Raw genomic sequence first — 23,510 nt, 5'->3', positions numbered from 1 at the left:
GCAAAAACGGCACAGTGGCGGTTAATCGGTAATAAACCAGTCGTCAGCGCTTTCCCAGGTTTCCTGCAAAATATCGCTGATGCGGTCGCGTGATTCTTTACAGCCGCCAAACACGCTGAGCTGGTTACCACCGGCATAGCGCACTTTGACGTGATGATTGTCGTCGGGAAAATCGCGGGAGATACGGCGAGTGAGTTCAGCGCTCAGTGCATCCAGTGCACCGGCGGGAAGGGGCTGAGTCTTTGCTACGGTAATTTCAACACGCATAAACGCCTCCGGGATAATATACTGGTTATTTGTACAGTATAAAATTCCCGAAGGCAAGCGGCAGATGATTATTCTTTGATGCGCCAGTTAAGGGTTTCACCGGCGAGGAACGGAACCAGCGTATCGTCAGCGACCGTGATGCTCTCCTGCACCGTCCACGGCTCACGCACCAGCGTCAGGGTACCGTCGTTGAGCGGCAGGCCGTAGAAACTGGGGCCGTTCTCAGAGCAGAAGGCTTCAAAATGCTCCAGTGCGCCAAGCTCTTCAAACACGGTCAGATAAGCGGGCAGCGACGTCGGCGCATTAAATACACCGGCACAGCCGCAGCTGGCTTCTTTCAGGTGGCGCAGGTGTGGTGCCGTGTCGGTGCCCAGGAAGACGCGACGGTTGCCGCTTGCCACCAGGTTACGCAGCGCTTCCTGATGAATGTTGCGCTTCAGAATGGGCAGACAGTAGAGATGCGGGCGCACGCCGCCCACCAGCATGTGGTTGCGGTTGAACATCAGATGCTGTGGCGTAATGGTCGCGCCAAGCAGTTCATTGCCGGCGGCTACATACTCCGCAGCTTCCTTCGTGGTGATGTGTTCCATCACCACTTTCAGACCCGGGAACTGCTGGCGCAGCGGCTGCAGCACGGTTTCGATGAAACGCGCTTCACGATCAAAGATATCAATGTGTGCATCGGTGACTTCGCCGTGCACCAGCATCGGCATACCGATTTCCTGCATGCGCTCCAGCACGCTGGCAATGGAGGCAATGTTGGTGACGCCATGGCTGGAGTTGGTGGTGGCGTGTGCCGGATAGAGTTTTGCCGCCGTAAAAATACCGCTGCGGAAGCCGCGTTCGATTTCGTCCGCATCGAGCGAATCGGTGAGGTAACAGGTCATCAGCGGCGTGAAGTGATGCTCAGCAGGCAGCGCCGTCATGATGCGTGCGCGATACGCTTCGGCAGCCGCAACGCTGGTGACCGGCGGAACCAGATTTGGCATGACAATCGCACGACCATTCACCGCGCTGGTATAGGGCAGCACTGCATTGAGCATCGCGCCATCGCGCAGGTGGATGTGCCAGTCGTCAGGGCGGCGAATCGTGATTTGCTGGGGTTGGGCTGTCATTCAAAAAGGCTCCGGCTGAGGTGAAAACGAAATGGCTCGTTTAGGCCGGGGACTAATCATAAGGGGGCGGGCAACCGTTTGCACGGGATTTTGCAGTGCGGCAGAGAAATAACCGCAGGCGCGGCAAATTGCGTAGCAGCGTGGCAGGCGCGGGCAGAATAATGCCGGCATCCTGCCACGCTATGCATGGCCGCCATTGAGAACGGCTGCTTGCAATGTTAATCGGTAAACGGAATCACCAGCTGGCCAGGCTTCACTTCCAGCCCTTTAGCCAGTTTCTTCGCCAGCGCCTCGCCTTTGCTGCGGTCGGCGCTTAGCACGTAGGCGGGTTTTTCATTGAAATAGCGCTTGAGGGATTCGTTCAGATACGGCGTAAGGGTTTTCATGATCGACGCCATCTTCTCAGGTTGTACCTGCGCGTCGACGATTTCGAGGTCCTGCAGATAGATGGCGCCCTGCTGCGCGTTGTACACCGGTTGCGCTTTCATCTTCAGCTGCATTTCGGCCTGCTGCGGACCAAACAGCGAGCTGACGTTGATGTTGGCTTTACCAGACAGCGTCACTTTGCCGGGTTCTTCACGGCCAATCTGGCTGCTCAGGTCGGTCAGTACAATATGGGCATTCACCAGCCCGGACACGCCGATGTCTTTCTCATAGTTGTTGCGCTTTTGCAGCGCCTGATTCACTTCCTGCTCGCTGATGGTGTATTGCGTCAATTGGTTACAGCCGCTGAGCAGCACGGCAAAAAACAGGGCAAACAGCCCGGGAAACGCCTTCTTCATGATTTCTTCTTCCTGGTTGATACGGCCAAACAGCCTTAAGCCTGCCTGATTCAGGGCCAGGTGTCACCAGGAGAGAGATGAGAAACGCAGCCGCGCGCTTCTCATCACAGCGCCATCAGGCCGCAATCGACGACAGCAGATTCACCTGCGTCTGTTTTGCCATATTATCGCGGTAGTCGGCGACACGGCTCGGCCATTCGATACCGGAAACCAGCGTCAGCGAGCGCAGCAGCGGAAACAGATGAATGTCATCCTCAGACAACTCGCCGTTCACCGCATTGGGTTTGACGATCAATTTATCCAGCTGGCGCAGATCATCGCTGATATTTTTGATGAAACCCGGGGCATGCTTACGCAGTTCGGCAAAGTCACCGAGGCTGGCCTGTTTCTTTTCGCGGAAGTAATCACGCGCTTCGGGGGTGGCAAATTCAGCAAACGCAGCCTCGGCGATGCGCGGCAGCAGCAGCTTGTTGATGGAGCCATTGACCCGTCGCAGCCAGTCGGCGATGGCGGGATTTTGCTTGCCGGTCAGCAGCGGCTGGCGATCCTGATTATCGACAAAGCGCACGATATCCATGCTCTCCGGCATCGCACTGCCATCGGCTTTTTGCAGAATCGGTGCCATTTTCTGGCCAATCAGCTTTTTCGGCGTTGCTTCATCATCATTGAGCATCACAATCAGCTCAACCGGCAGGTTTTTCAGGCCAAATATCATGCGTGCTTTGACGCAGAAAGGGCAGTGATCGTAGATGTAAAGTTTCATCCCGTTTCTCCTGTGGTTCTCAGGGTGACAGAGGTCACCCTTTTTCCGGACGTGCGGGAAGTATGGAAGAGAACGCCTGAACCGGCAAACTAGCTGCTGAAGATCGCCGGTGCCACCTGGCGCGGCTGGAACTGCCACCACAGCGCCAGCAGCGTGATCATACCGACGGTGCTGAGCAGCATCCACGGCAGCTCCGGCAGGGCCAGCTGCTGGCCCATATCAAACATCCAGCCGCCACCGGAGTAGCCAATCAGCCCGCCAATTGCCAGGCCGAGCCGGCTGAATCCCATATAGCTGCCGCGTGCCCGGGCGCTGGCCAGGGACGCACTCAGGGTTTCACGTGCCGGTTCAGCGATGATCGATCCGAGATAGAAAACGGCGATCAGCAAAAACAGCGACGGCAGCGAATCGGTCATGCCAACCGGCAGCAGGCTGAAGGTCATCAGAAACAGCCCGGCCATCAGGCGTGTCTCAAGGCGGAAGCGCTTTTCACTCCAGCGCGCCAGCGGATAGAGCAGGCTGAGTGACAGTAGCGCTTCAATCGCGTACATCCACTTCACCGCCGCCGGTGCGCCCGCCACCTGATTGACCATGACCGGCAGCATCAGCATCACCTGCACGGCGAGAATGTAATAGCCGGTCAGGGTAAAGACATACAGCCGGAAACGGCGGTCGCGCCACACACGCTGCATTCCCTCGCGCATGGCGATACGCTCCGTAGAGATGCGCCATGCTGGCAGCCACACGGCGTTAAAGATGGCGGCGACGACAAACACCGCCGCACCGACCCAGCACACCAGACGGAAATCCCACGCCAGCAGCCAGCTGCCAATCAGCGCGCCCAGCACCGCGCCGGCGCTGTCCTGCATCATCAGCAGCGAAAAGAAGCGTCCGCGCTCGCGTGCCCGCACCAGTTTCACCACCAGCGCGCTGCGTGGCGGATCGAACAGCGTGCCGCCCAGTCCGGACAGCAGGCAGGCCAGCCACAGCAGCCACGGCTGATGCGCCAGCGCCATACAGGCGAAACCAGCGGCACGCATCAGCATGCCGGTGACAATCAGCGGCCGCGCGCCAAAACGGTCAGCAATCGCCCCACCGAAGATACCAAGCCCCTGCTGCATCAGCTGACGCAGGCCGAGCGCAATGCCCACCAGCAGCGCGGCCCAGCCAAGCTGTTCCACAAAGTGAATGGAGATCAGGGGAAACACCACAAAGAATCCCATTACCACCAGCATGTTATCGACTAACAGAAACGTTTTTCCAAGGCGTCGTGCCCGCGCAACCCGTGACATGCTGAATCCTGAGCAAGTGAGAAGGAAAAGTGACCAGCTGGTCTATTTTCTGCCTGCTCCGGCGGGAAAAATAGCGTTTTCAGGATGATATTTTTTTATCCAGCCTGAAGAGAAATTAATCCTTAATCGGAATCAATTGCCGTGAGCGATGCGCGGGGTTTTACCGCAGCCGGGGTGACGGTTATAGTGAGAAGTAACGCCGCTGGCGTACATCTTTCTTTCGTTATGGATTTCAGGAGTCATGATGTTTGGCTATCGCTCTGCTGGCCCGCGCGTGCGGCTTACCACCGATCGTCTGGTGGTGCGTTTAGTACATGAACGCGATGCCTGGCGTCTGGCGGATTACTACGCCGAAAACCGCGCCTTTCTTAAACCCTGGGAACCGGTGCGCGATGAGAGCCACTGTTATCCTTCCGGCTGGCAGGCGCGCCTGGGTTTAATTGCCGACATGCATAAACAGGGCTCCGCGTTCTATTTTGTGCTGATGGACCCGGAAGAGCATGAAGTGCGCGGCGTCGCCAACTTCAGCAATGTGCTGCGCGGATCGTTTCATGCCTGCTATCTCGGCTACTCGCTGGGAGAGAAGTGGCAGGGGCAGGGCATGATGTTTGAGGCGCTGCAGGCGGCGATTCGCTATATGCAACGCCAGCAGCGCATTCATCGCATCATGGCCAACTATATGCCGCACAATCAGCGCAGTGGTGATTTGCTGGCGCGCCTCGGTTTTGAAAAAGAGGGCTACGCCAAAGACTATTTACTGATTGATGGCCGCTGGCAGGATCATGTGCTGACGGCGCTTACCTGGCGCGAATGGAACCCGGATCGTCGCGGACAATAATAAAAGGAACACGTAATGAAGATGGCTCTCTCCGCGCAGGCATTGCGCGTGATCGGCTGCCTGCTGGAGAAGCAGGTCACCACGCCGGATCAATATCCGTTATCCCTCAATGGCGTGGTCACCGCCTGTAATCAGAAATCTAACCGTGAGCCGGTAATGAACCTGAGCGAAAGCGAGGTGCAGGCTCAGCTCGATGAGCTGGTGAAAAAGCATCTGGTCACCGCTAACAGCGGTTTCGGTCAGCGTGTCAGCAAATATGAACAGCGTTTCTGCAACTCGGCGTTTGGCAATCTGCAGCTGAATGCCGCCGAAGTGGCGGTGCTGACGCTGCTGTTCCTGCGCGGCGTGCAGACGCCGGGCGAACTGCGTACCCGCAGTGGTCGTCTGCATGAGTTTCAGGACATGGCCGAGGTGGAACGCACGCTGGAGGGGCTGACAACGCGCGACGACGGCCCCATGGTGGTGCGTCTGGCGCGCGAGCCGGGCAAGCGTGAAAGCCGCTATATGCACCTGTTTGGCGGCGAGGTGGCGGACGAACTACCCGCCAGCCACACAGCGTCGCCTGAATCAGACGATCTGGCCGTGCGCGTTGCTCAGTTGGAAGCGCAGGTGGCGCGCCTTGATGCTCAGCTGCAGCAACTGCTGCAGCGGGAGGCGTGAAATGACGCTGCGTATTGGTGTGGTGGGGCTTGGCGGTATCGCGCAGAAAGCCTGGCTGCCGGTGCTGGCGCAGGCCAGCGGCTGGCAGCTGGTGGGCGCGTTCTCGCCCAGCCAGGCGCGGGCGCAGCCGGTCTGCGACAGTTACCGTATTCCTTATTTTAGTCAGCTGGATGCGCTGGCGGCGGCCAGCGATGCGGTGTTTGTACACAGCAGCACCGCCAGCCATTTTGAGGTAGTGCAGGCGCTGCTGCTGGCCGGTAAAGATGTTTGTGTCGATAAGCCGCTGGCCGAAACGCTGCAGCAGGCCGAGACGCTGGTGGCGCTGGCGGAAAAGCGCAAACGCAAACTGATGGTGGCATTCAACCGGCGCTTTGCACCGCGCTACCAGCAGCTGAAAGCGCAGCTGCCGGGCGCGTCCTCGCTGCGCATTGAGAAACACCGGGCAGACAGCGTCGGCCCGCACGACCTGCGCTTTACCCTGCTGGATGATTATCTGCATGTGGTCGATACCGCGCTGTGGCTGGCCGGCGGCAAGCTCAGGCTGGAGCTCGGCCATATCGACACCCATGATGACGGCGCAATGCTCTACGGTGAGCACCATTTCTCGGCCGGATCGCTGCAAATTACCACCAGTATGCATCGCCGTGCGGGCACGCAGCGTGAAGTGGTCAGCGCCATCTGCGACGGGCGTTACATCGAAATTAATGAGATGCGCGACTGGCGTGAAGAGACGCTTAGCGGCCTGCGCAGTGATGTCCCGCCGGCGTGGCAAAGTCATCTGACCCAGCGTGGCTTCAGCGGTGCGGCACACCATTTTATCCAGTGCGTGGAAAATCAGACGAAGCCTGAAACCAGCGGTGAACAGGCGCTGGCGGCGCAGCGTCTGGTGGAAAAACTGTGGCGCGACGCCGTACAGGAATAATCCCTTGTAACACTCAATGCTGGTCATTTCCCACCGCAGCAGTAGACTATCGCCGGACATCGCAGGATGTCCGCGCTAAGTTGCTCATTTATCCGACACTTTTCAGGATGCGCCACTCATTATGAATTTGCTGAAATCGCTGGCTGCGGTCAGTTCGATGACCCTGTTTTCCCGCGTGCTGGGCTTTGCCCGCGACGCCATCGTGGCGCGCGTTTTCGGGGCTGGCATGGCCACCGATGCCTTTTTCGTGGCGTTCAAACTGCCCAATCTGCTGCGCCGTATTTTCGCCGAAGGCGCCTTTTCACAGGCCTTCGTGCCAATTCTTGCCGAATATAAAAGCAAGCAGGGCGAAGACGCCACGCGGGTGTTTGTTGCCTATGTATCAGGCCTGCTGACGCTGGTGCTGGCGGTGGTGACGGTGCTGGGCATGGTCGCAGCTCCCTGGGTAATCGTGGTAACGGCGCCGGGTTTTGCCGATACCGCCGACAAGTTCGCCTTAACCAGTTCGCTGCTGCGCGTCACCTTTCCTTATATTCTGCTGATCTCGCTGGCGTCGCTGGCCGGGGCGATTCTTAATACCTGGAACCGCTTCTCCGTCCCGGCGTTCGCGCCCACGCTGCTGAATATCAGCATGATCGGCTTTGCGCTGTTTGCCGCGCCGCACTTCCATCCGCCGGTGATGGCGCTGGCGTGGGCAGTGGTAGTGGGCGGGCTGCTGCAGCTGTTCTATCAACTGCCGCACCTGAAAAAGATTGGCATGCTGGTACTGCCGCGCGTCAACCTGCGCGATGCCGGCGTGTGGCGGGTGATGCGCCAGATGGGCCCGGCGATTCTCGGCGTGTCGGTGAGCCAGATCTCGCTGATCATCAATACCATTTTCGCCTCGTTTCTGGTCTCCGGCTCGGTGTCGTGGATGTACTACGCCGATCGTCTGATGGAGTTTCCCTCTGGCGTGCTGGGCGTGGCGCTCGGCACCATCCTGCTGCCGTCGCTGGCGAAGAGTTTTGCCAGCGGCAACCACGATGAATATTCCCGTCTGATGGACTGGGGCCTGCGTCTGTGCTTCCTGCTGGCGCTGCCGAGCGCGGTTGCGCTGGGCATTCTTTCCGGTCCGCTCACCGTGGCGCTGTTCCAGTACGGCAAATTTACCGCTTTTGATGCGGCGATGACCCAGCGCGCGCTGATTGCCTATTCGGTTGGGCTGATGGGGCTGATCGTGGTGAAAGTGCTGGCGCCGGGCTTCTATTCGCGTCAGGACATCAAAACGCCGGTAAAGATTGCTATCGCCACCTTGATCATGACCCAGCTGATGAACCTGGCGTTTATCGGCCCGCTGAAGCACGCAGGTCTGTCGCTGTCGATTGGTCTGGCGGCCTGCCTGAATGCGGCGCTGCTCTACTGGCAACTGCGCAAACAGCAAATCTTTCAGCCGCAGCCGGGCTGGCACGGTTTCCTGCTGCGTCTGCTGGTCGCCGTCGCGGTGATGGCTGCTGCGCTGCTGGGCATTCTGCAGGTGATGCCGGCGTGGGAAGAGGGGCAGATGTGGTGGCGGTTACTGCGGCTGGCGGCGGTGTGCGCCATTGGCGGCGGCGCTTACTTCGTGATGCTCGGTTTACTGGGCTTCCGCCCACGCGATTTTGCCCGCCGCACGGCGGTGTGAGCGCACAATAAAAAAGGGTCGCCTGGCGTGGGCGACCCTGATTCAGCGGAACCGCAGCACGGCTGCGTTTAGCCTTTGCGGCTCAGCGTGCTCTGGCCTAAACCGCGGCCGTCCGGGCCGTAAAATGACTGGGTCTGATGCGGTTTCAGCACCGACAGTGCCTGTTCGGTAAAGGTCATCTGATGCTGCAACAGCATGCCATTGTGCTGATTAGCGTCGCGCAGACGCTGGGTATGTTGCTGAATACTGTGCCAGCGGCGTGCAATATCACTGTGACCACGATAAGGCGCTTTGGTACCCAGCGACAGCTCGGTTTTGCGGCGCATCTCGTCCAGATAATTCAACGTCGTCAGCAGCGCGCTTTTATCTTCTGTAATGCGCTGCAGCAGGTTGCCATTAATCCGTCCGGCAGAAAGTTGCTGCTGCTCTTCATCCATCACGACGTTAAGCGAACTCAGCACATCCTGCATTTTATCTAAGGTGGTCAGCAGATTATCCATCGGGACTATTTACCCTCTAAAAACGCCCTGGTATCGGCGATCAGCGCATCGGCGATCTTACCGGTATCCATTTTCAGTTCACCATTACGAATGGCGGTCTTCAGCTGCTCTACGCGCGCTGTGTTAATATCTTTGCTGCCCGGCTGCATCAGCTGCGCCTGAGCGGGACTCAGCGTCACTTCCGCACCATTCTGGCTGGTGCTGGTGGCCGGTGCGCTGTTCTGACGCACTTTTGCCTGGTTGTCGCTGCTGTCACGGGTTTGTACAGTGCTCACCGGTTTTAAAGGCTGCGTTCTGTCGATACTCATGGTGTGGCTCCTGTTAGGGTCAGTTGGGGATCAGCCAACTGAGTCAGCATAGGGTAATATCATTGTTGATATCTCTATCGGCAGAACAACAGCGTTCTTTAACGCTTTATAGCGATATCAGAATATTCCCATCCTCGCTGACACGACCGCTTACCACCTGGCCATTGCTCATGCGCACGCGCACCGTCTGCGCCGCGCTGGCGTTGTTTAACGCACGACCTTCACTGCTGGCATTAAAGCCGTTGCCGCTGGCAATCACCATCACATTCTGACCGGCTTTCACCCGCCACGGCTGGCGCAGCATAGTGGCCGTCACCGGCTGGCCTGGCGCAATGTCACGCAGGGCAATGGCGTCCGCCAGATTGCTGCTGCTGAGCAGCGCGCGCGCCGGCAGCGTGTCCAGCCGGCCACTCTCCAGGCGGAAATCACTGGCGCTGACGTTGCTGCCGCGCGCCAGCTGACGATTGGCCACCAGATACTCGCCGGTGACCTGCACCTGTACCTGCAGATAGCGACGATTCTGGCCGCAGCTGGCGGCAATGCTCAGATTGCCCCACTGGCGACTGTTACCCGGCAGCAGCAGCTGCGGTGTGTCGCAGGCGGGCCACTGCGTCTGCGGCGTGCGGACCACCACGGTCATACCGGCGGCGTGCTGCGGATCGCGCGCCTGAAAGAACTGAGTCAGCTGCGCGCTGAGATCGGCAGCATAGCCGGGCGTCGCGAAGGCCAGCCACAGCAGGGCCAGCAGGGAAGAAGTTGTACGCATCAACGCCTCCTGTCGAAAAGATGGCACTGAGTCTACTCCGCGCACCAAAAATTCAAGGTGAAAAATAGCCACGATTTTTGCTGCTATTCAGACGATAGCCCTTGCTTTTGTCCCATTAAGCTGTCAGCTCGAAATTCTCATTCGCGGAGGAAGCATGCTCGACAAACTCGATGCCGCGCTGCGATTTGGTACAGAAGCATTAAACCTGCGGGCGCAGCGCCAGGAGATTCTGGCGTCTAACATTGCCAACGCCGATACCCCGGGCTACCAGGCGCGGGATATCGACTTTGCCAGCCAGCTGAGCAAGGTGATGCAGAACGGCCGTGCCGAAGGCAGCAGCCTGGCGCTCAATGTCACGTCATCACGTCACATTGAAGCGCAGACCAACTCACAGCCCGCACTGGATCTGCTGTACCGCATTCCCGATCAGCCTGCCGCGGATGGTAACACCGTGGATATGGATCGCGAGCGTACGCAGTTTGCGGATAACAGCCTGAAATACCAAACCGATCTCACCCTCATCAGTAGCCAGATCAAAGGCATGATGAGCGTTCTGCAGGGGCAATAATCATGGCATTGCTGAATATCTTTGATATCGCCGGTTCTGCGATGACCGCACAGTCACAGCGGCTCAACGTCAGCGCCAGTAACCTGGCCAACGCCGACAGCGTCACCGGGCCTGACGGCCAGCCCTACGTGGCGAAGCAGGTGATTTTCCAGACCGATGCCGCTCAGGGCGCGGCCACCGGCGGCGTCAAAGTAGCCGGTGTCGTGAACGACCCGACGCCCGCCAAACTGGTGTATGACCCGGGTAATCCGCTGGCTGACCAGAAAGGCTACGTCAAAATGCCTAACGTCGACGTGGTCGCCGAAACCGTTAACACCATGTCCGCGTCGCGCAGCTATCAGGCCAACGTCGAAGTGCTGAACACGGTGAAGTCAATGATGATGAAAACCCTCACCATGGGTCAGTAACGGAGACGCATTATGAGCCTTGCAGTAGGGATTAAAGACAACCTCGACCCCACGGTCCTCAGCTCCAGCAGCAGCACCGGCAGCGGCAACAGCGCGCAGGATCTGCAAAACCAGTTCCTGAACATGCTGGTGACGCAGCTGAAAAATCAGGACCCGACTAACCCGATGGACAACAGTCAGCTGACAACCCAACTGACGCAGATCAACACCCTGAGCGGCATTGAAAAACTCAATACCACGCTGGGATCGATTTCCGGTCAGATCAGCACCAGCCAGTCGCTGCAGAGCTCAACGCTGATCGGCCATGGCGTGATGGTGAAGGGCAGCCAGGTGCTGGTCGGCAGCGGCACCAGCACGCCGTTTGGCGTGGAGCTGGGCACCGCGTCGACCGCCACCAGCGTCACCATCAAAGATGGCAACGGCAGCGTAGTGCGCTCCATCGATCTCGGCGGTCTCAGCGCCGGCGTTCACACCTTCTCGTGGGACGGCAAGATGGACGATGGCAGCGCCGCACCGGACGGCAAATATACGGTTTCACTCGCCGCCAGCAATGGCAGCACCCAACTGGTGGCACAGCCGCTGAACTACGCCTATGTCAACGGCGTCAGCACCGTGAATAACACCGCAAAACTGGATCTCGGCACCATGGGCTCCGCGACCCTCGATGAAATTCGTCAGATTCTCTGACTAACCTCTTAGCAGGAGAAATAGCATGTCATTTTCACAAGCGGTGAGCGGCCTGGGCGCTGCCTCCAGCAACCTCGACGTTATTGGTAACAACATCGCCAACTCGGCGACGGCCGGCTTTAAATCCAGCACCATCGCGTTTGCCGATATGTTCGCCGGTTCGAACGTCGGTATGGGTACCAAAGTCGCAGCGGTGATTCAGAACTTTAACGACGGCACCACCACCTCTACCAGCCGTGGGCTGGACGTGGCGCTGAGCGGCAACGGTTTCTTCCGTCTGACCGACGCCAGCGGCGGCGTGTTCTATTCGCGCAACGGCCAGTTCACGCTGGACGAAAACCGTAACCTGGTGAACACCCAGGGCCTGACCGTAACCGGCTATCCGGCTAACGGCACTCCGCCAACCATTCAGGCCGGTGCCAACCCGGTCGCGCTGAGCATTCCGACCACCCAGATGTCGGCGCGCGCCACCACTACCGCCACTATGGTATCCAACCTGAACTCAACCGATGCGGTGCCAACCGGCGGTGCGTTCACGGCGACCAATGTGGATACTTACAACGCCAAAAGCACCGTGACCGTGTACGACTCGCAGGGTAACGACCACGCGCTGGATCTGTACTACGTCAAAACGGCCGACAACAACTGGACGGTGCACGCGATTGATTCCACCACCGGTCAGGCTGCCGGTAACTTCAACATGGTATTCGATACCAGCGGTAACCTGACCTCGGCCAGCACCGTGGCGCTGACCATTCAGGGGGCGAACGGTGCTGCGGCCAACCAGGCGGTCAGCCTCAGCGTGCTCGGCAGCCTGCAGCAGAACACCGGCAAAACCAACTTCGGTAACCCAACCCAGGATGGCTATGCACCGGGCGATCTGACCAGCTACACCATCAACGACGACGGCACCATCACCGGGACTTACTCCAACCAGAAAACCCAGCTGCTGGGTCAGATTGTGCTGGCGAGTTTCTCTAACCCGGAAGGGCTGAAGTCCGAGGGTGATAACGTCTGGTCGGCAACCAACTCTTCGGGCCAGGCGGCAGTCGGTCTGGCAGGCACCGGTACCTACGGCAACCTGACCTCCGGCGCGCTGGAAGCGTCCAACGTCGACCTGAGTAAAGAGCTGGTGAATATGATCGTTGCCCAGCGTAACTATCAGGCCAACAGCCAGACCATCAAAACGCAGGACCAGATTCTTAATACCCTGGTCAACCTTCGTTAATACGCTAACGGGATTGCTTTATGGATCACGCAATATATACCGCGATGGGCGCGGCCAGTCAGACGATGGAGCAACAGTCTGTGACCGCCAGCAACCTCGCCAACGCCTCGACGCCGGGCTTTCGCGCTCAGCTCAATGCGCTGCGCGCGGTGCCGGTCAACGGCTGGTCGCTGCCAACACGTACGCTGGTCGCCGCTTCCACACCGGGTGCCGATATGTCGCAGGGCTCGCTCGATTACACCGAGCGTCCGCTCGATGTGGCGGTGCAGCAGGATGGCTGGCTGGCGGTGCGTACCGCTGACGGCAGTGAAGCTTATACCCGCAACGGTAACATGCAGATCAGCCCGACCGGCCAGCTGACCATTCAGGGCAATCCCGTGATGGGCGATGGCGGTCCGATTGCCGTGCCGCAGGGCGCGCAACTGACCATTGCCGCCGACGGCTCCATCACCGCGCTTAACGCCGGTGACGCGCCGAACGCCACGGTGCAGCTCGGACGGCTGAAGCTGGTACGTGCCACAGGCCAGGAACTGACGCGCGGTGATGACGGCATGTTCCGTCCCAGCGCCGCCACTCAGGCACAGCGCGGCGCGGCACTGCCGAATGACGCAACCGTGCAGGTGATGCCGGGCGTGCTGGAGGGCAGCAACGTGAAGCCCGTGGAAACCATGGTCGACATGATCGCCAACGCCCGACGTTTCGAGATGCAGATGAAAGTGATCTCCAACGTCGATGAAAACGAACAGCGGGCTAATCAGCTGCTCAATATGAGCAGCTAAGGCTTAAGGAAAACACAATGATTCGTTCTTTATGGATCGCGAAAACCGGTCTTGACGCACAGCAGACCAACATGGACGTCATCGCCAACAACCTGGCGAACGTCAGCACTAACGGCTTTAAGCGTTCACGCGCGGTGTTCGAAGACCTGATGTACCAGACCCTGCGTCAGCCGGGTGCGCAGTCGTCAGAACAGACCACGCTGCCGTCGGGCCTGCAGATCGGTACCGGTGTGCGTCCGGTGACCACCGAACGTCTGCACAACCAGGGCAACCTGTCGCAGACAAGCAACTCAAAAGATGTGGCGATCAACGGTCAGGGCTATTTCCAGGTGCAGATGCCGGACGGCACCTCTGCCTATACCCGCGATGGCTCGTTCCAGGTGGATCAGAACGGCCAGCTGGTGACCAACGCCGGTTTCCCGGTGCAGCCGGGCATCACTATTCCGGCGAACGCCACCAGCATCACCATTGCGCGTGACGGCGTGGTGACGGTGACACAGCAGGGGCAGACGCAGCCGGCGCAGGTTGGCCAGCTGACGCTCAGCACCTTCATGAACGATGCCGGACTGGATAGCGTCGGGGAAAACCTCTATCAGGAAACCCAGGCCTCCGGTGCGCCGACCGAAAGCACGCCGGGCCAGAACGGGGCCGGTCTGCTGTATCAGGGTTACGTGGAAACCTCCAACGTCAACGTGGCGGAAGAGCTGGTGACCATGATCCAGACGCAGCGCGCTTATGAGATCAACAGCAAAGCGATCAGCACCTCCGATCAGATGCTGCAGAAGTTAACCCAGCTGTAATGCCGGGATCGTTGGGCCAGCGCGTCTGGCCCGATTAAGAACATGAAAAAGGTCAGAACTCTGTGGCGAAGCAAGTGATTCTCAAGCCTGGGCATTGGTTAGTAGCCACGCTGCTACTGACCCTTAACGGTTGTGCGCTGGTGCCGCGCACGCCACTGGTACAGGGTGCGACGACGGCTGAGCCGACGCCATCCGCACCGCCGGTGGTGAACGGTTCCATTTTTCAGGGCGTGGCGCCGCTCAACTACGGCTATCAGCCGCTGTTTGAGGATCGTCGTCCACGTAACATTGGTGACACCCTGACCATTACGCTGCAGGAAAACGTCAGCGCCAGCAAAAGCTCTTCAGCCAATGCCAGCCGCGACGGTAGCAACAGCTTTGGCCTGAGCGCCATCCCAACCGGCCTGGCCGGACTGGTGGGCGCCGGCGGCGAAAAAGCCGCGCTCGATGCCAACGGCAAAAACGATTTCGCTGGCAAAGGTGGCGCAACCGCCAACAACACCTTTACCGGCACCATCACCGTCACCGTTAACCAGGTGCTGTCGAACGGCAACCTGCGCGTGGTCGGCGAGAAACAGATTGAAATCAACCAGGGCACCGAATTTATTCGCTTCTCTGGCGTAGTGAACCCGCGCACCATCAGCGCCAGCAACGCGGTGCTGTCAACGCAGGTCGCCGATGCACGTATTGAGTACGTCGGTAACGGTTATATCAATGAGGCGCAGACTATGGGCTGGTTCCAGCGCTTCTTCCTGAACGTCTCGCCGATGTAAGAGGTCATGATGAAAAACACTACACTGCTGCGTTTGGGCCTGGGCCTGTTGCTCGGCATCAGCAGCCTGATGGCGCAGGCCGATCGCATCCGCGATCTCACCAGCGTGCAGGGCGTACGCGATAACCAGCTGATTGGTTACGGTCTGGTGGTTGGCCTTGACGGCACCGGTGACCAGACCACCCAGACGCCGTTCACCACGCAAACGGTGAGTAACATGCTGTCGCAGCTGGGCATCACCGTGCCTGCCGGCACCAACATGCAGCTGAAAAACGTGGCGGCGGTGATGGTCACCGCCAAGCTGCCGTCGTTTGCCCGTCAGGGACAGACGGTTGACGTGGTGGTGTCCTCTCTGGGTAACGCCAAAAGCTTGCGCGGCGGTACGCTGCTGATGACGCCGCTGAAGGGCGTCGATAACCAGGTTTACGCGCTGGCGCAGGGTAACATTCTGGTCGGCGGGGCGGGTGCTTCGGCCGGCGGCAGCAGCGTGCAGGTTAACCAGCTCAACGGCGGCCGCATTACCGGTGGCGCCACCGTCGAGCGTGAGCTGCAGAGCAACTTCGGCAGCCAGAACACCATCAACCTGCAGCTTAACAACGAAGATTTCACCATGGCGCAGCGCATTGCTGATGCCATCAACAGCCGTGGCGTGGGGGCAGCGCTGCCGCTGGACGCCCGTACCGTGCAAATCCGCGTGTCGCCGAATAACAGCTCGCAGGTACGTCTGCTGGCGGAGATCCAGAACATCGACGTGTCGGTGCCGCTGGAAGACGCCAAAGTGATCATTAACTCGCGCACCGGTTCGGTGGTGATGAATCGCGAAGTGACGCTCAACACCTGTGCGGTGGCGCAGGGCAACCTGTCGGTCACGGTTAATCAGCAGCAGAACGTCAGCCAGCCGGATACGCCGTTTGCCGGTGGTCAGACGGTTGCCACCACGCAAACGCAGATCGATCTGCGTCAGAGCGGCGGCGCGCTGCAGCGGGTTAACGCCAGTGCCAACCTGAACAACGTAGTGCGGGCGCTGAATGCGCTGGGTGCGACACCGATTGAGCTGATGTCGATTCTGCAATCGATGGAGAGCGCGGGCTGCCTGCGCGCGAAGCTGGAAATTATCTGATGACCGATACGCAATCGCTGATGAACGCGGCGTATGACAGCCGCTCGCTGAACGAACTGAAACGCCAGGCTGCCGTGGACCCGAAAGGCAAAGCGCTGCAGGTGGCGAAACAGGTCGAAGGGATGTTCGTGCAGATGATGCTGAAGAGCATGCGTGAAGCGCTGCCGCAGGATGGCATGCTGAGCAACGATCAGACGCGGCTTTACACCTCGCTTTACGATCAGCAGATTGCGCAGGAAATCGGCAAGCGCGGGCTGGGTCTGGCCGACACCATTGTCAAACAGATGCAGCCGGCGCAGGCTCCGGACGAAAGCGCCGGTACCGTGCCGATGAAGCTGGATAACAGCTTCATCTATAGCAGCCTGGCGCCCACGCAGCTGGAGCAGATGGTGCGCAAAGCGGTGCCGCGTCTGCCGGTCTCGCCGGCCAGCCTGCCGGGTGACAGCAATGAGTTTATCGCCCAGCTGGCGCAGCCGGCGAAAGTGGCCAGCCAGCAGAGCGGCATTCCTCACCATCTGATCCTGGCGCAGGCGGCACTGGAGTCCGGCTGGGGCCAGCGGCAGATCCTGACGCGCGACGGTAAGCCGAGCTACAACGTGTTCGGGATCAAAGCCAGCGGCGACTGGAAGGGCGAAACCACCGACATCATGACCACGGAATACGAGGGCGGTGAGGCGAAGAAAGTGCGCGCCACCTTCCGCGTTTATGGCTCCTATTTCGAAGCGCTCAGCGACTACGTGCGGTTGATTTCCAGTAACCCGCGCTATGCGGCAGTGGCGAACGCACCGAGCGCCGAGCAGGGCGCGCGCGCGCTGCAGGCGGCTGGCTATGCGACTGACCCGAAATATGCGCAGAAACTGGTAGGAATGATCCAGCAATTCAAAAACATGGGCGAAAAAGTGGTTAAGGCTTACAGCCAGGATTTCACCGATCTGTTCTGATTTTTCCGCTCAAGTTTCGCTTAAGCACGCCGATAACCTTCACATGCCGCGGGCGTTGTGGCCCGCGCAATCGCACTGATGACTGCCAGCCCGGTTAACGGGAAAAAGGAACCGAGATGTCCAGCATAATTAACTCCGCGATGAGCGGGCTGAGCGCCGCACAGGCCGCATTAAGCACCACCAGTAACAACATCAGTAATTACACCGTAGCCGGTTATTCGCGCCAGACGATTTTGCTGTCGCAGGCCAACAGTACGCTGCAGGGCAGCAACTATTATGGCAACGGCGTCAACGTGACCGGCGTGCAGCGTGAATACGATGAGTTTATTACCGCCCAGTTGCGCGGTAACAGCGCCAACTACAGCGCGGTCAATTCACAGTACAACCAGATTTCGAATATTGATGATCTGCTGTCGACGTCGACCACCAGCCTGTCTGACTCGATTCAGAGCTTTTTCACTAACGTGCAGAACGTGGTGAGTAACGCGGACGATCCTTCTGCGCGTCAGTCTATGCTCAGCTATGCGCAGGGACTGGTAAACCAGTTCCAGACCACCGCACAGTATCTGACCAGCATGCAAAACAGCGTCAATACGGACATTAAAGCCAGCGTCGAGCAGATCAACACCTACTCCAGCCAGATTGCCGATCTCAACACGCAGATCGCTAAGCTGACCACCGGCGGCGGCTCTGCGCCCAACGACCTGCTCGATCAGCGCGATCAGCTGGTCAATAACCTGAATGGCCTGGTCGGCGTGAACGTTTCGCAGCAGGACGGTAACTATATCGTCTCGATGGGCAACACCACGCTGGTCAACGGCAGCAAAACCACCTCACTGATCGCCATGCCTTCCAGCAGCGATGCGTCGCGCATTACCGTGGGCTATGTCGATAAGCAGGCCGGTAACGTTGAGATCCCGGAAAAAACGCTGACCACCGGTTCGCTCGGGGGCCTGCTGGCGTTCCGTACCCAGGATCTGGATAACGCGCAGAACCAGCTCGGGCAGCTGGCAGCGGCATTCACCACCAGCTTCAACCAGGTGCACAGCCAGGGCTATGACAGCAAAGGCAACACCGGTATCAACTTCTTCAATATTGGTAGCCCGACAGTGGTGACCAACAGCAAAAACACCTCTGCCGCTACCGTCAGCGCCAGCTGGACCGACACCGGGGCGATGAAAGCCTCTAACTACAGCGTCAGCTATGACGGCAGCAACTGGTCGGTGACGCGTCTTTCAGACAACGTGAAAGTGACGCCGACCATGGGCAGCGACGGTGCCGGCAATACCACCATGAGCTTTGACGGACTGTCATTAACGGTAAACGGAACGGCTAACGCCAAAGACAGCTTCCTGGTCAAACCGGTGCAGGATGTGATTAGCGGCATGTCAGTGGCTATCACCAGTGAATCGCAGATCGCGGCAGCTTCGGCTGCGGGTGGCGCCAGCGATAACCGTAACGCGCAAAAGCTGCTGGACCTGCAGGATGCCAAACTGATTAACGGTAACGCCACGCTGGCGCAGGGTTATGCCAGCCTGGTGAGCACCGTTGGCAACAAAACCAAAAACCTCGAAACCGCCGCTACCACTCAGAAGGGCGTGGTGACGCAGCTGACCGAACGTCAGCAGTCGGTTTCTGGCGTAAACCTCGACGAAGAGTACGCCAACCTGAGCAAATATCAGCAATTTTACATGGCGAACGCGCAGGTACTGCAAACCGCCAATACCATTTTCGATGCTCTGATGAGCATTCGCGGTTAATACGGGAGGCCTGACCGATGAGACTCAGTACCAACATGATTTTCGACCAGCAGGTGCGCGGCGTCACTGACGCGCAATCCTCCTGGCTGAAAGCGGGTGAACAACTGTCAACCGGTCGCCGCGTGACCAATCCGTCTGACGATCCGATCGCCGCTTCGCGCGCCGTAGTGCTGTCGCAGACGCAGGCGCGCGACAGCCAGTTCGCGCTGGCGCGTTCGTTCGCGAATCAGGGACTGTCGCTGGAAGAGAGCACGCTGAGTGATGTCACGACGGCGATTCAGTCGGCGCAATCCACGCTGATCAGCGCCGGTAACGGCTCGCTGAGTGACGATGACCGCGCGTCTTATGCTACCCAGCTGGAGGGCATTCGCTCGCAGCTGCTCAACCTGGCCAACAGCAAAGACGGGAACGGCCGCTACCTGTTTGCCGGCTATGCGTCCGACAAGCCGCCGTTCACCGAAGATGCCAGCGGTAAAATCATCTATAGCGGTGGCAGCGACGCGATCACCCAGAAAGTTGACAGCGAACGCACCATGACGGTGGGCCATACCGGTAATTCAATTTTTGACCAGCTGACCAGCAACGCCAAGCCGGAGCCGGATGGCAGCGCCAGCCAGACTAACCTGTTCGATATGCTGGATGACGCCATTGCGGCGCTGAAAGTGCCGCAGAATGACGCTGACGATGCCACTAAACAGACCTTCAGCGCGGCGATGGACAAGGCCAACCGTGGCTTCAGCAACTCGCTGAACAATGTGCTGGCGGTGCGTTCTGAGATTGGTACCCAGCTGGACGAACTGGATACGCTGGATGCAAAAGGTGACGACCGCAAGGTGACGCTGAAAGATCAGATGAGCACGCTGGTTAACGTCGATTACACCGAAGCCATTTCTACCTATACCATGCAGCAGCAGCTGCTGCAGGCGTCGTACACCACCTTCAGCGATATGTCGAAGATGTCGTTGTTCCAGATGAATAAATAAACCTGACTGTTTGAGCGTACTTAAACCGGGTACGCTTAGTTTTTCCCACTGCCTGCGAGGGCCGTGGGATTTTTTTTGGCTTTTATTCAGAGTGTTCAGTCAGGTGGGAGGGGAGAATGCGGGCAATAAAAAACCCCGGACCAGCCGGGGTTTGGAGATGGTAGTGCTACAGCAGAGGCTTACTCGCTTTCCGGACGGGTAGCCGGTGCGGTAGCCTGATGCGTGGCGCTGTGACCACCGGCTGAACCGCGTCCTTCGAAGTTGAAGGCCGGACGGACCCAGTCACTGTGGCGCACGGGCTCAGGTTCCCATGCCGGTGCCGGTGCTTTGGTCATCGGTGCCGTAGCGTGATGCTTGAAGCGGGTCTCAGCATGGCTGACACCGGTATCACGGGCGGCAACCGGTGCGTGCGGTTCGGTGACCGGCGCGACAGGTGCTTCGGCCGCTACCGGCGCGGACAGCACTTCTTCTACCTGCGCTTCGACTGCGGGTGACACCTCGATTGGAGCCTGTTCCGCTGCGCTAACCGCTTCGGTAACCGCTTCGGTAACCACTGGCTGCGTCTCTTCGGCAGGCGTAACAGCCGGTTGCGCTTCTGCTGCGGTTTCCTGTGCAACCGCTTCATCGGCGGCGGAAATCACTGCTGGCTGGTGATCAACCGGTGCCGCCACTGGCGTCAGGTCATCAGTATTCACCACCGGCACTTCAGTGTGCGCCTGCGGTTCAGCCTGATGCACCACTTCTGGCGCTGGCGTTTCTGACTGTGCCACGGCTGCGGCTTCGACAGCCACAGGCAGTTCTTCCGCCGGCGCGGCATCCTGATAGCCATAGTCTGGCATTTCGTTCAGCGCCTGGTTAGAGGTGAAGTGCTCGTGAGTCTGCGTGACCGGATAAGTGATCCACACTTTGCCTGACGCCATCTCTGGTGAGGCTGCAGCTGTTTCCAGCGGCATCGCAGACTGCGTAGGGTAACGCTCGTCACGATAGCGACGACGACGCTGACCGCTGACGCGCAGATGACGCGGTGAGCGACGTGAACGGCGCGGCATGTTGGCCCCGTCACGGTTCTCGCTGTCATCCTGCTCATCCTGAGCGGTTTCGGCTTGCTCTTTCAGCTGGGCGCGCTGGCTGTTTTCCTGCACCGCTTCAGTAACGGCAGCGGCAGGCAGCTCAGCTGGCATCGCCTCAGCGTTGTCACCTACGCGCACGCGCTGACTGAGCTGGCGCTGTTTGCGACGCGGCATAACCTGAACGCGTTCGTCTTCCTGCGCAACGCTGTCATCAACGCTATCAACAACAGGCACCTGCTCAGCCACTTGCGGCTCCTGCTGCGCACGCTTCTCTTCCTGACGACGACGCTGGCGCTCAGCACGCTGTTCGCGACGCTGTTGCTGCTGCTCATCACGCTGCTGCAGTTGCTCTTCAGTCAGCGCCGGACGCTCGCCGCGCGCGTCATTCTGACGCTTGTTACGGCGGTTATCCTGATCGCGTGGCTCGCGTGCTTCACGAGGCTCACGGGGTTCACGCGGCTCGCGCGCTTCACGTGGCTCACGGCCTTCACGGCTCTGCGCATGCTCACCGTTGCGCGGTGTGCGCTCGCGGCGATTGTTGTTGTTGCGACGATTGTTACGACGCTCACCACGCTGCTGCGTATTCTCACCGTCAGCCGTTTTCGCTTCGGTCTTCTCTTCAGCAGGGGCCGCGGCGGGTGCATCACCAGCAAACAGTTTTTTCAGGCCACCCAGCAGGCGCGCAACAAAACCGGTGCTGACGGTCGCGGGTGCTGCGACCGCCGGTTTGGCTTTGACGTCAACCGCTGCCGGCTGGCTCTCTTCACTCACTTCAACCGGAGCCGGTGGTGCATCCGGCATCACGAAGGCGGCCAGTGCTGGCTGCTCCGGACGACGACGCTCAGCGTGCTCTTCTTCCGAAGGCAGCGCCATCTCAGCTTCATGCAGTTTCGGCAGGTGATAGGAGAGGGTTTGCGTCTCTTCACCTTTGCGCACGCGCAGCACCGAGTAGTGCGGCGTTTCCATCTGATCGTTTGGCACGATGATGGCACGCACGCCGCCCTGACGTTTCTCAATCGCACTGACCGCTTCACGTTTTTCGTTCAGCAGGTAAGAGGCCACCTGAACCGGCACAATGGCGTGCACTTCTTTGGTGTTGTCTTTCAGCGCTTCTTCTTCAATCAGACGCAGGATCGACAGCGACAGCGATTCGTTATCACGAATGGTGCCGGTACCGCTACAGCGCGGGCAGACGTGATGGCTGGACTCACCCAGTGACGGGCTGAGGCGCTGACGCGACATCTCCAGCAGACCAAAGCGTGAAATGTGGCTGATCTGGATACGCGCCCGATCCTGACGTACCGCTTCACGCAGACGGTTTTCCACGGCGCGCTGATGGCGCACCGGCGTCATATCGATGAAGTCGATAACAATCAGACCACCGAGGTCGCGCAGACGCAGCTGACGGGCAATCTCGTCGGCGGCTTCCAGGTTGGTGTTGAAGGCGGTCTCTTCGATATCACCACCGCGTGTCGCGCGGGCGGAGTTGATATCGATGGCGGTCAGCGCTTCGGTGCTGTCGATAACGATAGAACCGCCGGACGGCAGACGCACTTCGCGCTGGAACGCCGATTCAATCTGCGATTCGATCTGGTAATGGCTGAACAGCGGAATTTCACCGGTGTACAGTTTGATTTTGCTGCTGAAGTCCGGACGACCGAGCGCGGCGATGTGCTGACGCGCCAGCTCCAGCACTTTCGGGTTATCGATAAGGATTTCACCGATATCCTGGCGCAGGTAGTCGCGGAAGGCGCGCACAATCACGTTACTTTCCTGATGAATCAGGAACGGTGCCGGGCGGCTGTCTGCGGCTTTTTTGATGGCTTCCCAGTGCTTCAGGCGGAAGCTGAGGTCCCACTGCAGCGATTCGGCAGATTTGCCGACGCCAGCGGTACGCACGATCAGGCCCATGCCGTCCGGCAGCTCCAGCGCTGACAGCGCCTCTTTCAGCTCGGTACGGTCATCACCTTCGATACGGCGGGAAATGCCGCCAGCGCGCGGGTTGTTGGGCATCAGCACCAGATAGCTACCGGCCAGCGAAATAAAGGTGGTCAGTGCTGCCCCTTTATTACCGCGCTCCTCTTTATCGATTTGTACGATCACTTCCTGGCCTTCACGCAGCACATCTTTGATGTTCGGACGGCCATGCGCGTTGTAATTAGCAGGGAAGTATTCGCGGGAAATTTCTTTCAGAGGGAGGAAACCGTGACGCTCGGCACCGTAATCAACAAACGCAGCTTCGAGGCTGGGTTCAATACGGGTGATTTTACCTTTGTAGATGTTGGCTTTTTTCTGCTCGTGTCCGGGGCTTTCGATATCCAGATCGTACAGACGTTGTCCGTCAACAAGGGCAACGCGCAACTCCTCCTGCTGAGTTGCGTTGATTAACATTCTTTTCATCGTGACTTACTCGTTATTCTCACATGAGTGATAAAGCTGCGGGCATCGTTACCCTGGACGAGAATCAACCGATGGCCCCGTGTCTGCATGCACTGACGTCAACCTCACGGTTGTCGGCGGCT

At 59.0% G+C, this 23,510-nt stretch carries 24 protein-coding genes; 15 read left to right on the top strand and 9 right to left on the bottom strand.

Annotation, left to right across the window (positions count from 1 at the left end; all coding sequences use genetic code 11):
• Positions 1 to 21: 21 nt before the first annotated feature.
• From dinI to mdtH, 5 genes are all read right to left on the bottom strand, one after another.
• Entirely contained in the window at positions 22 to 267 is a 246-nt protein-coding gene (gene dinI, locus C1N56_RS11850; protein ID WP_021506435.1) for a DNA damage-inducible protein I, read from the bottom strand.
• A gap of 68 nt (positions 268 to 335) precedes the next feature.
• Positions 336 to 1,382 carry a dihydroorotase gene (gene pyrC, locus C1N56_RS11845; protein WP_394516682.1) on the bottom strand — a complete coding sequence of 349 codons (1,047 nt, stop codon included), beginning with the start codon at positions 1,380 to 1,382 and terminating at the stop codon, positions 336 to 338.
• 218 nt (positions 1,383 to 1,600) lie between these two features.
• Entirely contained in the window at positions 1,601 to 2,164 is a 564-nt protein-coding gene (locus C1N56_RS11840; RefSeq protein ID WP_021506433.1) for a lipoprotein, read from the bottom strand.
• Between the two features lie 115 nt (positions 2,165 to 2,279).
• Positions 2,280 to 2,927 carry a glutaredoxin 2 gene (gene grxB / locus C1N56_RS11835; protein ID WP_394516681.1) on the bottom strand — a complete coding sequence of 216 codons (648 nt, stop codon included), beginning with the start codon at positions 2,925 to 2,927 and terminating at the stop codon, positions 2,280 to 2,282.
• A gap of 89 nt (positions 2,928 to 3,016) precedes the next feature.
• Positions 3,017 to 4,219, bottom strand: a complete 1,203-nt coding sequence (gene mdtH, locus C1N56_RS11830; protein WP_150360963.1) for a multidrug efflux MFS transporter MdtH — start codon at positions 4,217 to 4,219, stop codon at positions 3,017 to 3,019.
• Between the two features lie 244 nt (positions 4,220 to 4,463).
• Between mdtH and rimJ the strand changes: the two genes are divergently transcribed.
• The 4 genes from rimJ (at position 4,464) to murJ (ending at position 8,299) form a co-directional block, all read left to right on the top strand.
• The gene (gene rimJ / locus C1N56_RS11825) at positions 4,464 to 5,057 is read left to right on the top strand and encodes a ribosomal protein S5-alanine N-acetyltransferase (protein ID WP_021506430.1); all 594 of its coding nucleotides are present in this window, start codon (positions 4,464 to 4,466) and stop codon (positions 5,055 to 5,057) included.
• A 15-nt stretch (positions 5,058 to 5,072) separates the two neighbouring features.
• Positions 5,073 to 5,717, top strand: a complete 645-nt coding sequence (locus C1N56_RS11820; RefSeq protein ID WP_150360962.1) for a DUF480 domain-containing protein — start codon at positions 5,073 to 5,075, stop codon at positions 5,715 to 5,717.
• 1 nt (position 5,718) lies between these two features.
• Complete coding sequence (locus C1N56_RS11815; protein ID WP_394516680.1) at positions 5,719 to 6,639, top strand: Gfo/Idh/MocA family protein; 921 nt, start codon at positions 5,719 to 5,721, stop codon at positions 6,637 to 6,639.
• 121 nt (positions 6,640 to 6,760) lie between these two features.
• On the top strand, positions 6,761 to 8,299 hold the full coding sequence (gene murJ, locus C1N56_RS11810) for a murein biosynthesis integral membrane protein MurJ (protein WP_058759461.1): 1,539 nt from the start codon (positions 6,761 to 6,763) through the stop codon (positions 8,297 to 8,299).
• A gap of 68 nt (positions 8,300 to 8,367) precedes the next feature.
• On the opposite strand, the gene flgN is transcribed toward murJ, so the two are convergent.
• The 3 genes from flgN to flgA form a co-directional block, all read right to left on the bottom strand.
• A complete protein-coding gene (flgN, locus tag C1N56_RS11805) occupies positions 8,368 to 8,799 on the bottom strand; it encodes a flagellar export chaperone FlgN (RefSeq protein ID WP_058775420.1) in 432 nt (143 codons plus the stop codon).
• Between the two features lie 5 nt (positions 8,800 to 8,804).
• Complete coding sequence (flgM, locus tag C1N56_RS11800; protein ID WP_104186892.1) at positions 8,805 to 9,107, bottom strand: flagellar biosynthesis anti-sigma factor FlgM; 303 nt, start codon at positions 9,105 to 9,107, stop codon at positions 8,805 to 8,807.
• A 106-nt stretch (positions 9,108 to 9,213) separates the two neighbouring features.
• Positions 9,214 to 9,873, bottom strand: coding sequence for a flagellar basal body P-ring formation chaperone FlgA (flgA, locus tag C1N56_RS11795; RefSeq protein WP_021506424.1), 660 nt, complete (start codon positions 9,871 to 9,873; stop codon positions 9,214 to 9,216).
• Between the two features lie 154 nt (positions 9,874 to 10,027).
• On the opposite strand from flgA, the gene flgB reads away from it, so the two are divergent.
• The 11 genes from flgB to flgL all read left to right on the top strand — a co-directional run bounded on the left by flgB (position 10,028) and on the right by flgL (position 19,918).
• Complete coding sequence (gene flgB, locus C1N56_RS11790) at positions 10,028 to 10,441, top strand: flagellar basal body rod protein FlgB (RefSeq protein ID WP_021506423.1); 414 nt, start codon at positions 10,028 to 10,030, stop codon at positions 10,439 to 10,441.
• 2 nt (positions 10,442 to 10,443) lie between these two features.
• Positions 10,444 to 10,848, top strand: a complete 405-nt coding sequence (flgC, locus tag C1N56_RS11785) for a flagellar basal body rod protein FlgC (protein WP_021506422.1) — start codon at positions 10,444 to 10,446, stop codon at positions 10,846 to 10,848.
• Positions 10,849 to 10,860: 12 nt separating this feature from the next.
• The gene (flgD, locus tag C1N56_RS11780; RefSeq protein WP_021506421.1) at positions 10,861 to 11,535 is read left to right on the top strand and encodes a flagellar hook assembly protein FlgD; all 675 of its coding nucleotides are present in this window, start codon (positions 10,861 to 10,863) and stop codon (positions 11,533 to 11,535) included.
• Positions 11,536 to 11,560: 25 nt separating this feature from the next.
• Positions 11,561 to 12,763 carry a flagellar hook protein FlgE gene (gene flgE, locus C1N56_RS11775; RefSeq protein ID WP_021506420.1) on the top strand — a complete coding sequence of 401 codons (1,203 nt, stop codon included), beginning with the start codon at positions 11,561 to 11,563 and terminating at the stop codon, positions 12,761 to 12,763.
• A gap of 20 nt (positions 12,764 to 12,783) precedes the next feature.
• Positions 12,784 to 13,542: a flagellar basal body rod protein FlgF gene (locus C1N56_RS11770; RefSeq protein WP_058759464.1), complete on the top strand. Its 759-nt coding sequence runs from the start codon at positions 12,784 to 12,786 to the stop codon at positions 13,540 to 13,542.
• A gap of 17 nt (positions 13,543 to 13,559) precedes the next feature.
• Positions 13,560 to 14,342 carry a flagellar basal-body rod protein FlgG gene (gene flgG, locus C1N56_RS11765; RefSeq protein WP_021506418.1) on the top strand — a complete coding sequence of 261 codons (783 nt, stop codon included), beginning with the start codon at positions 13,560 to 13,562 and terminating at the stop codon, positions 14,340 to 14,342.
• A gap of 62 nt (positions 14,343 to 14,404) precedes the next feature.
• Positions 14,405 to 15,115, top strand: a complete 711-nt coding sequence (locus C1N56_RS11760) for a flagellar basal body L-ring protein FlgH (protein ID WP_021506417.1) — start codon at positions 14,405 to 14,407, stop codon at positions 15,113 to 15,115.
• A gap of 69 nt (positions 15,116 to 15,184) precedes the next feature.
• Entirely contained in the window at positions 15,185 to 16,234 is a 1,050-nt protein-coding gene (locus C1N56_RS11755; RefSeq protein ID WP_394517472.1) for a flagellar basal body P-ring protein FlgI, read from the top strand.
• Positions 16,234 to 17,175 (top strand): flagellar assembly peptidoglycan hydrolase FlgJ, encoded by a 942-nt coding sequence (gene flgJ, locus C1N56_RS11750; RefSeq protein WP_058775423.1) that lies wholly within the window; start codon positions 16,234 to 16,236, stop codon positions 17,173 to 17,175. The genes C1N56_RS11755 and flgJ overlap by 1 nt, the downstream gene beginning before the upstream one ends.
• Positions 17,176 to 17,291: 116 nt before the next feature.
• Positions 17,292 to 18,935, top strand: a complete 1,644-nt coding sequence (gene flgK / locus C1N56_RS11745) for a flagellar hook-associated protein FlgK (protein ID WP_021506414.1) — start codon at positions 17,292 to 17,294, stop codon at positions 18,933 to 18,935.
• Positions 18,936 to 18,952: 17 nt separating this feature from the next.
• Positions 18,953 to 19,918, top strand: a complete 966-nt coding sequence (flgL, locus tag C1N56_RS11740; RefSeq protein ID WP_059010446.1) for a flagellar hook-associated protein FlgL — start codon at positions 18,953 to 18,955, stop codon at positions 19,916 to 19,918.
• Between the two features lie 179 nt (positions 19,919 to 20,097).
• On the opposite strand, the gene rne is transcribed toward flgL, so the two are convergent.
• Positions 20,098 to 23,388 carry a ribonuclease E gene (gene rne, locus C1N56_RS11735; RefSeq protein WP_394516679.1) on the bottom strand — a complete coding sequence of 1,097 codons (3,291 nt, stop codon included), beginning with the start codon at positions 23,386 to 23,388 and terminating at the stop codon, positions 20,098 to 20,100.
• Positions 23,389 to 23,510 lie beyond the last annotated feature (122 nt).

The sequence above is a fragment of the Pantoea sp. SGAir0175 genome (assembly GCF_043547855.1).
The sequence above is the reverse complement of the archived record's forward strand: the minus strand, read 5'-3'. Positions and strand labels throughout refer to the sequence as shown.

Bases quoted from the DNA above. Each gene is read 5' to 3' on its own strand.
- dinI (WP_021506435.1), bottom strand. From the start codon at position 267: ATGCGTGTTGAAATTACCGTAGCAAAGACTCAGCCCCTTCCCGCCGGT.
- pyrC (WP_394516682.1), bottom strand. From the start codon at position 1,382: ATGACAGCCCAACCCCAGCAAATCACGATTCGCCGCCCTGACGACTGG.
- C1N56_RS11840 (WP_021506433.1), bottom strand. From the start codon at position 2,164: ATGAAGAAGGCGTTTCCCGGGCTGTTTGCCCTGTTTTTTGCCGTGCTG.
- grxB (WP_394516681.1), bottom strand. From the start codon at position 2,927: ATGAAACTTTACATCTACGATCACTGCCCTTTCTGCGTCAAAGCACGC.
- mdtH (WP_150360963.1), bottom strand. From the start codon at position 4,219: ATGTCACGGGTTGCGCGGGCACGACGCCTTGGAAAAACGTTTCTGTTA.
- rimJ (WP_021506430.1), top strand. From the start codon at position 4,464: ATGTTTGGCTATCGCTCTGCTGGCCCGCGCGTGCGGCTTACCACCGAT.
- C1N56_RS11820 (WP_150360962.1), top strand. From the start codon at position 5,073: ATGAAGATGGCTCTCTCCGCGCAGGCATTGCGCGTGATCGGCTGCCTG.
- C1N56_RS11815 (WP_394516680.1), top strand. From the start codon at position 5,719: ATGACGCTGCGTATTGGTGTGGTGGGGCTTGGCGGTATCGCGCAGAAA.
- murJ (WP_058759461.1), top strand. From the start codon at position 6,761: ATGAATTTGCTGAAATCGCTGGCTGCGGTCAGTTCGATGACCCTGTTT.
- flgN (WP_058775420.1), bottom strand. From the start codon at position 8,799: ATGGATAATCTGCTGACCACCTTAGATAAAATGCAGGATGTGCTGAGT.
- flgM (WP_104186892.1), bottom strand. From the start codon at position 9,107: ATGAGTATCGACAGAACGCAGCCTTTAAAACCGGTGAGCACTGTACAA.
- flgA (WP_021506424.1), bottom strand. From the start codon at position 9,873: ATGCGTACAACTTCTTCCCTGCTGGCCCTGCTGTGGCTGGCCTTCGCG.
- flgB (WP_021506423.1), top strand. From the start codon at position 10,028: ATGCTCGACAAACTCGATGCCGCGCTGCGATTTGGTACAGAAGCATTA.
- flgC (WP_021506422.1), top strand. From the start codon at position 10,444: ATGGCATTGCTGAATATCTTTGATATCGCCGGTTCTGCGATGACCGCA.
- flgD (WP_021506421.1), top strand. From the start codon at position 10,861: ATGAGCCTTGCAGTAGGGATTAAAGACAACCTCGACCCCACGGTCCTC.
- flgE (WP_021506420.1), top strand. From the start codon at position 11,561: ATGTCATTTTCACAAGCGGTGAGCGGCCTGGGCGCTGCCTCCAGCAAC.
- C1N56_RS11770 (WP_058759464.1), top strand. From the start codon at position 12,784: ATGGATCACGCAATATATACCGCGATGGGCGCGGCCAGTCAGACGATG.
- flgG (WP_021506418.1), top strand. From the start codon at position 13,560: ATGATTCGTTCTTTATGGATCGCGAAAACCGGTCTTGACGCACAGCAG.
- C1N56_RS11755 (WP_394517472.1), top strand. From the start codon at position 15,185: ATGGCGCAGGCCGATCGCATCCGCGATCTCACCAGCGTGCAGGGCGTA.
- flgJ (WP_058775423.1), top strand. From the start codon at position 16,234: ATGACCGATACGCAATCGCTGATGAACGCGGCGTATGACAGCCGCTCG.
- flgK (WP_021506414.1), top strand. From the start codon at position 17,292: ATGTCCAGCATAATTAACTCCGCGATGAGCGGGCTGAGCGCCGCACAG.
- flgL (WP_059010446.1), top strand. From the start codon at position 18,953: ATGAGACTCAGTACCAACATGATTTTCGACCAGCAGGTGCGCGGCGTC.
- rne (WP_394516679.1), bottom strand. From the start codon at position 23,388: ATGAAAAGAATGTTAATCAACGCAACTCAGCAGGAGGAGTTGCGCGTT.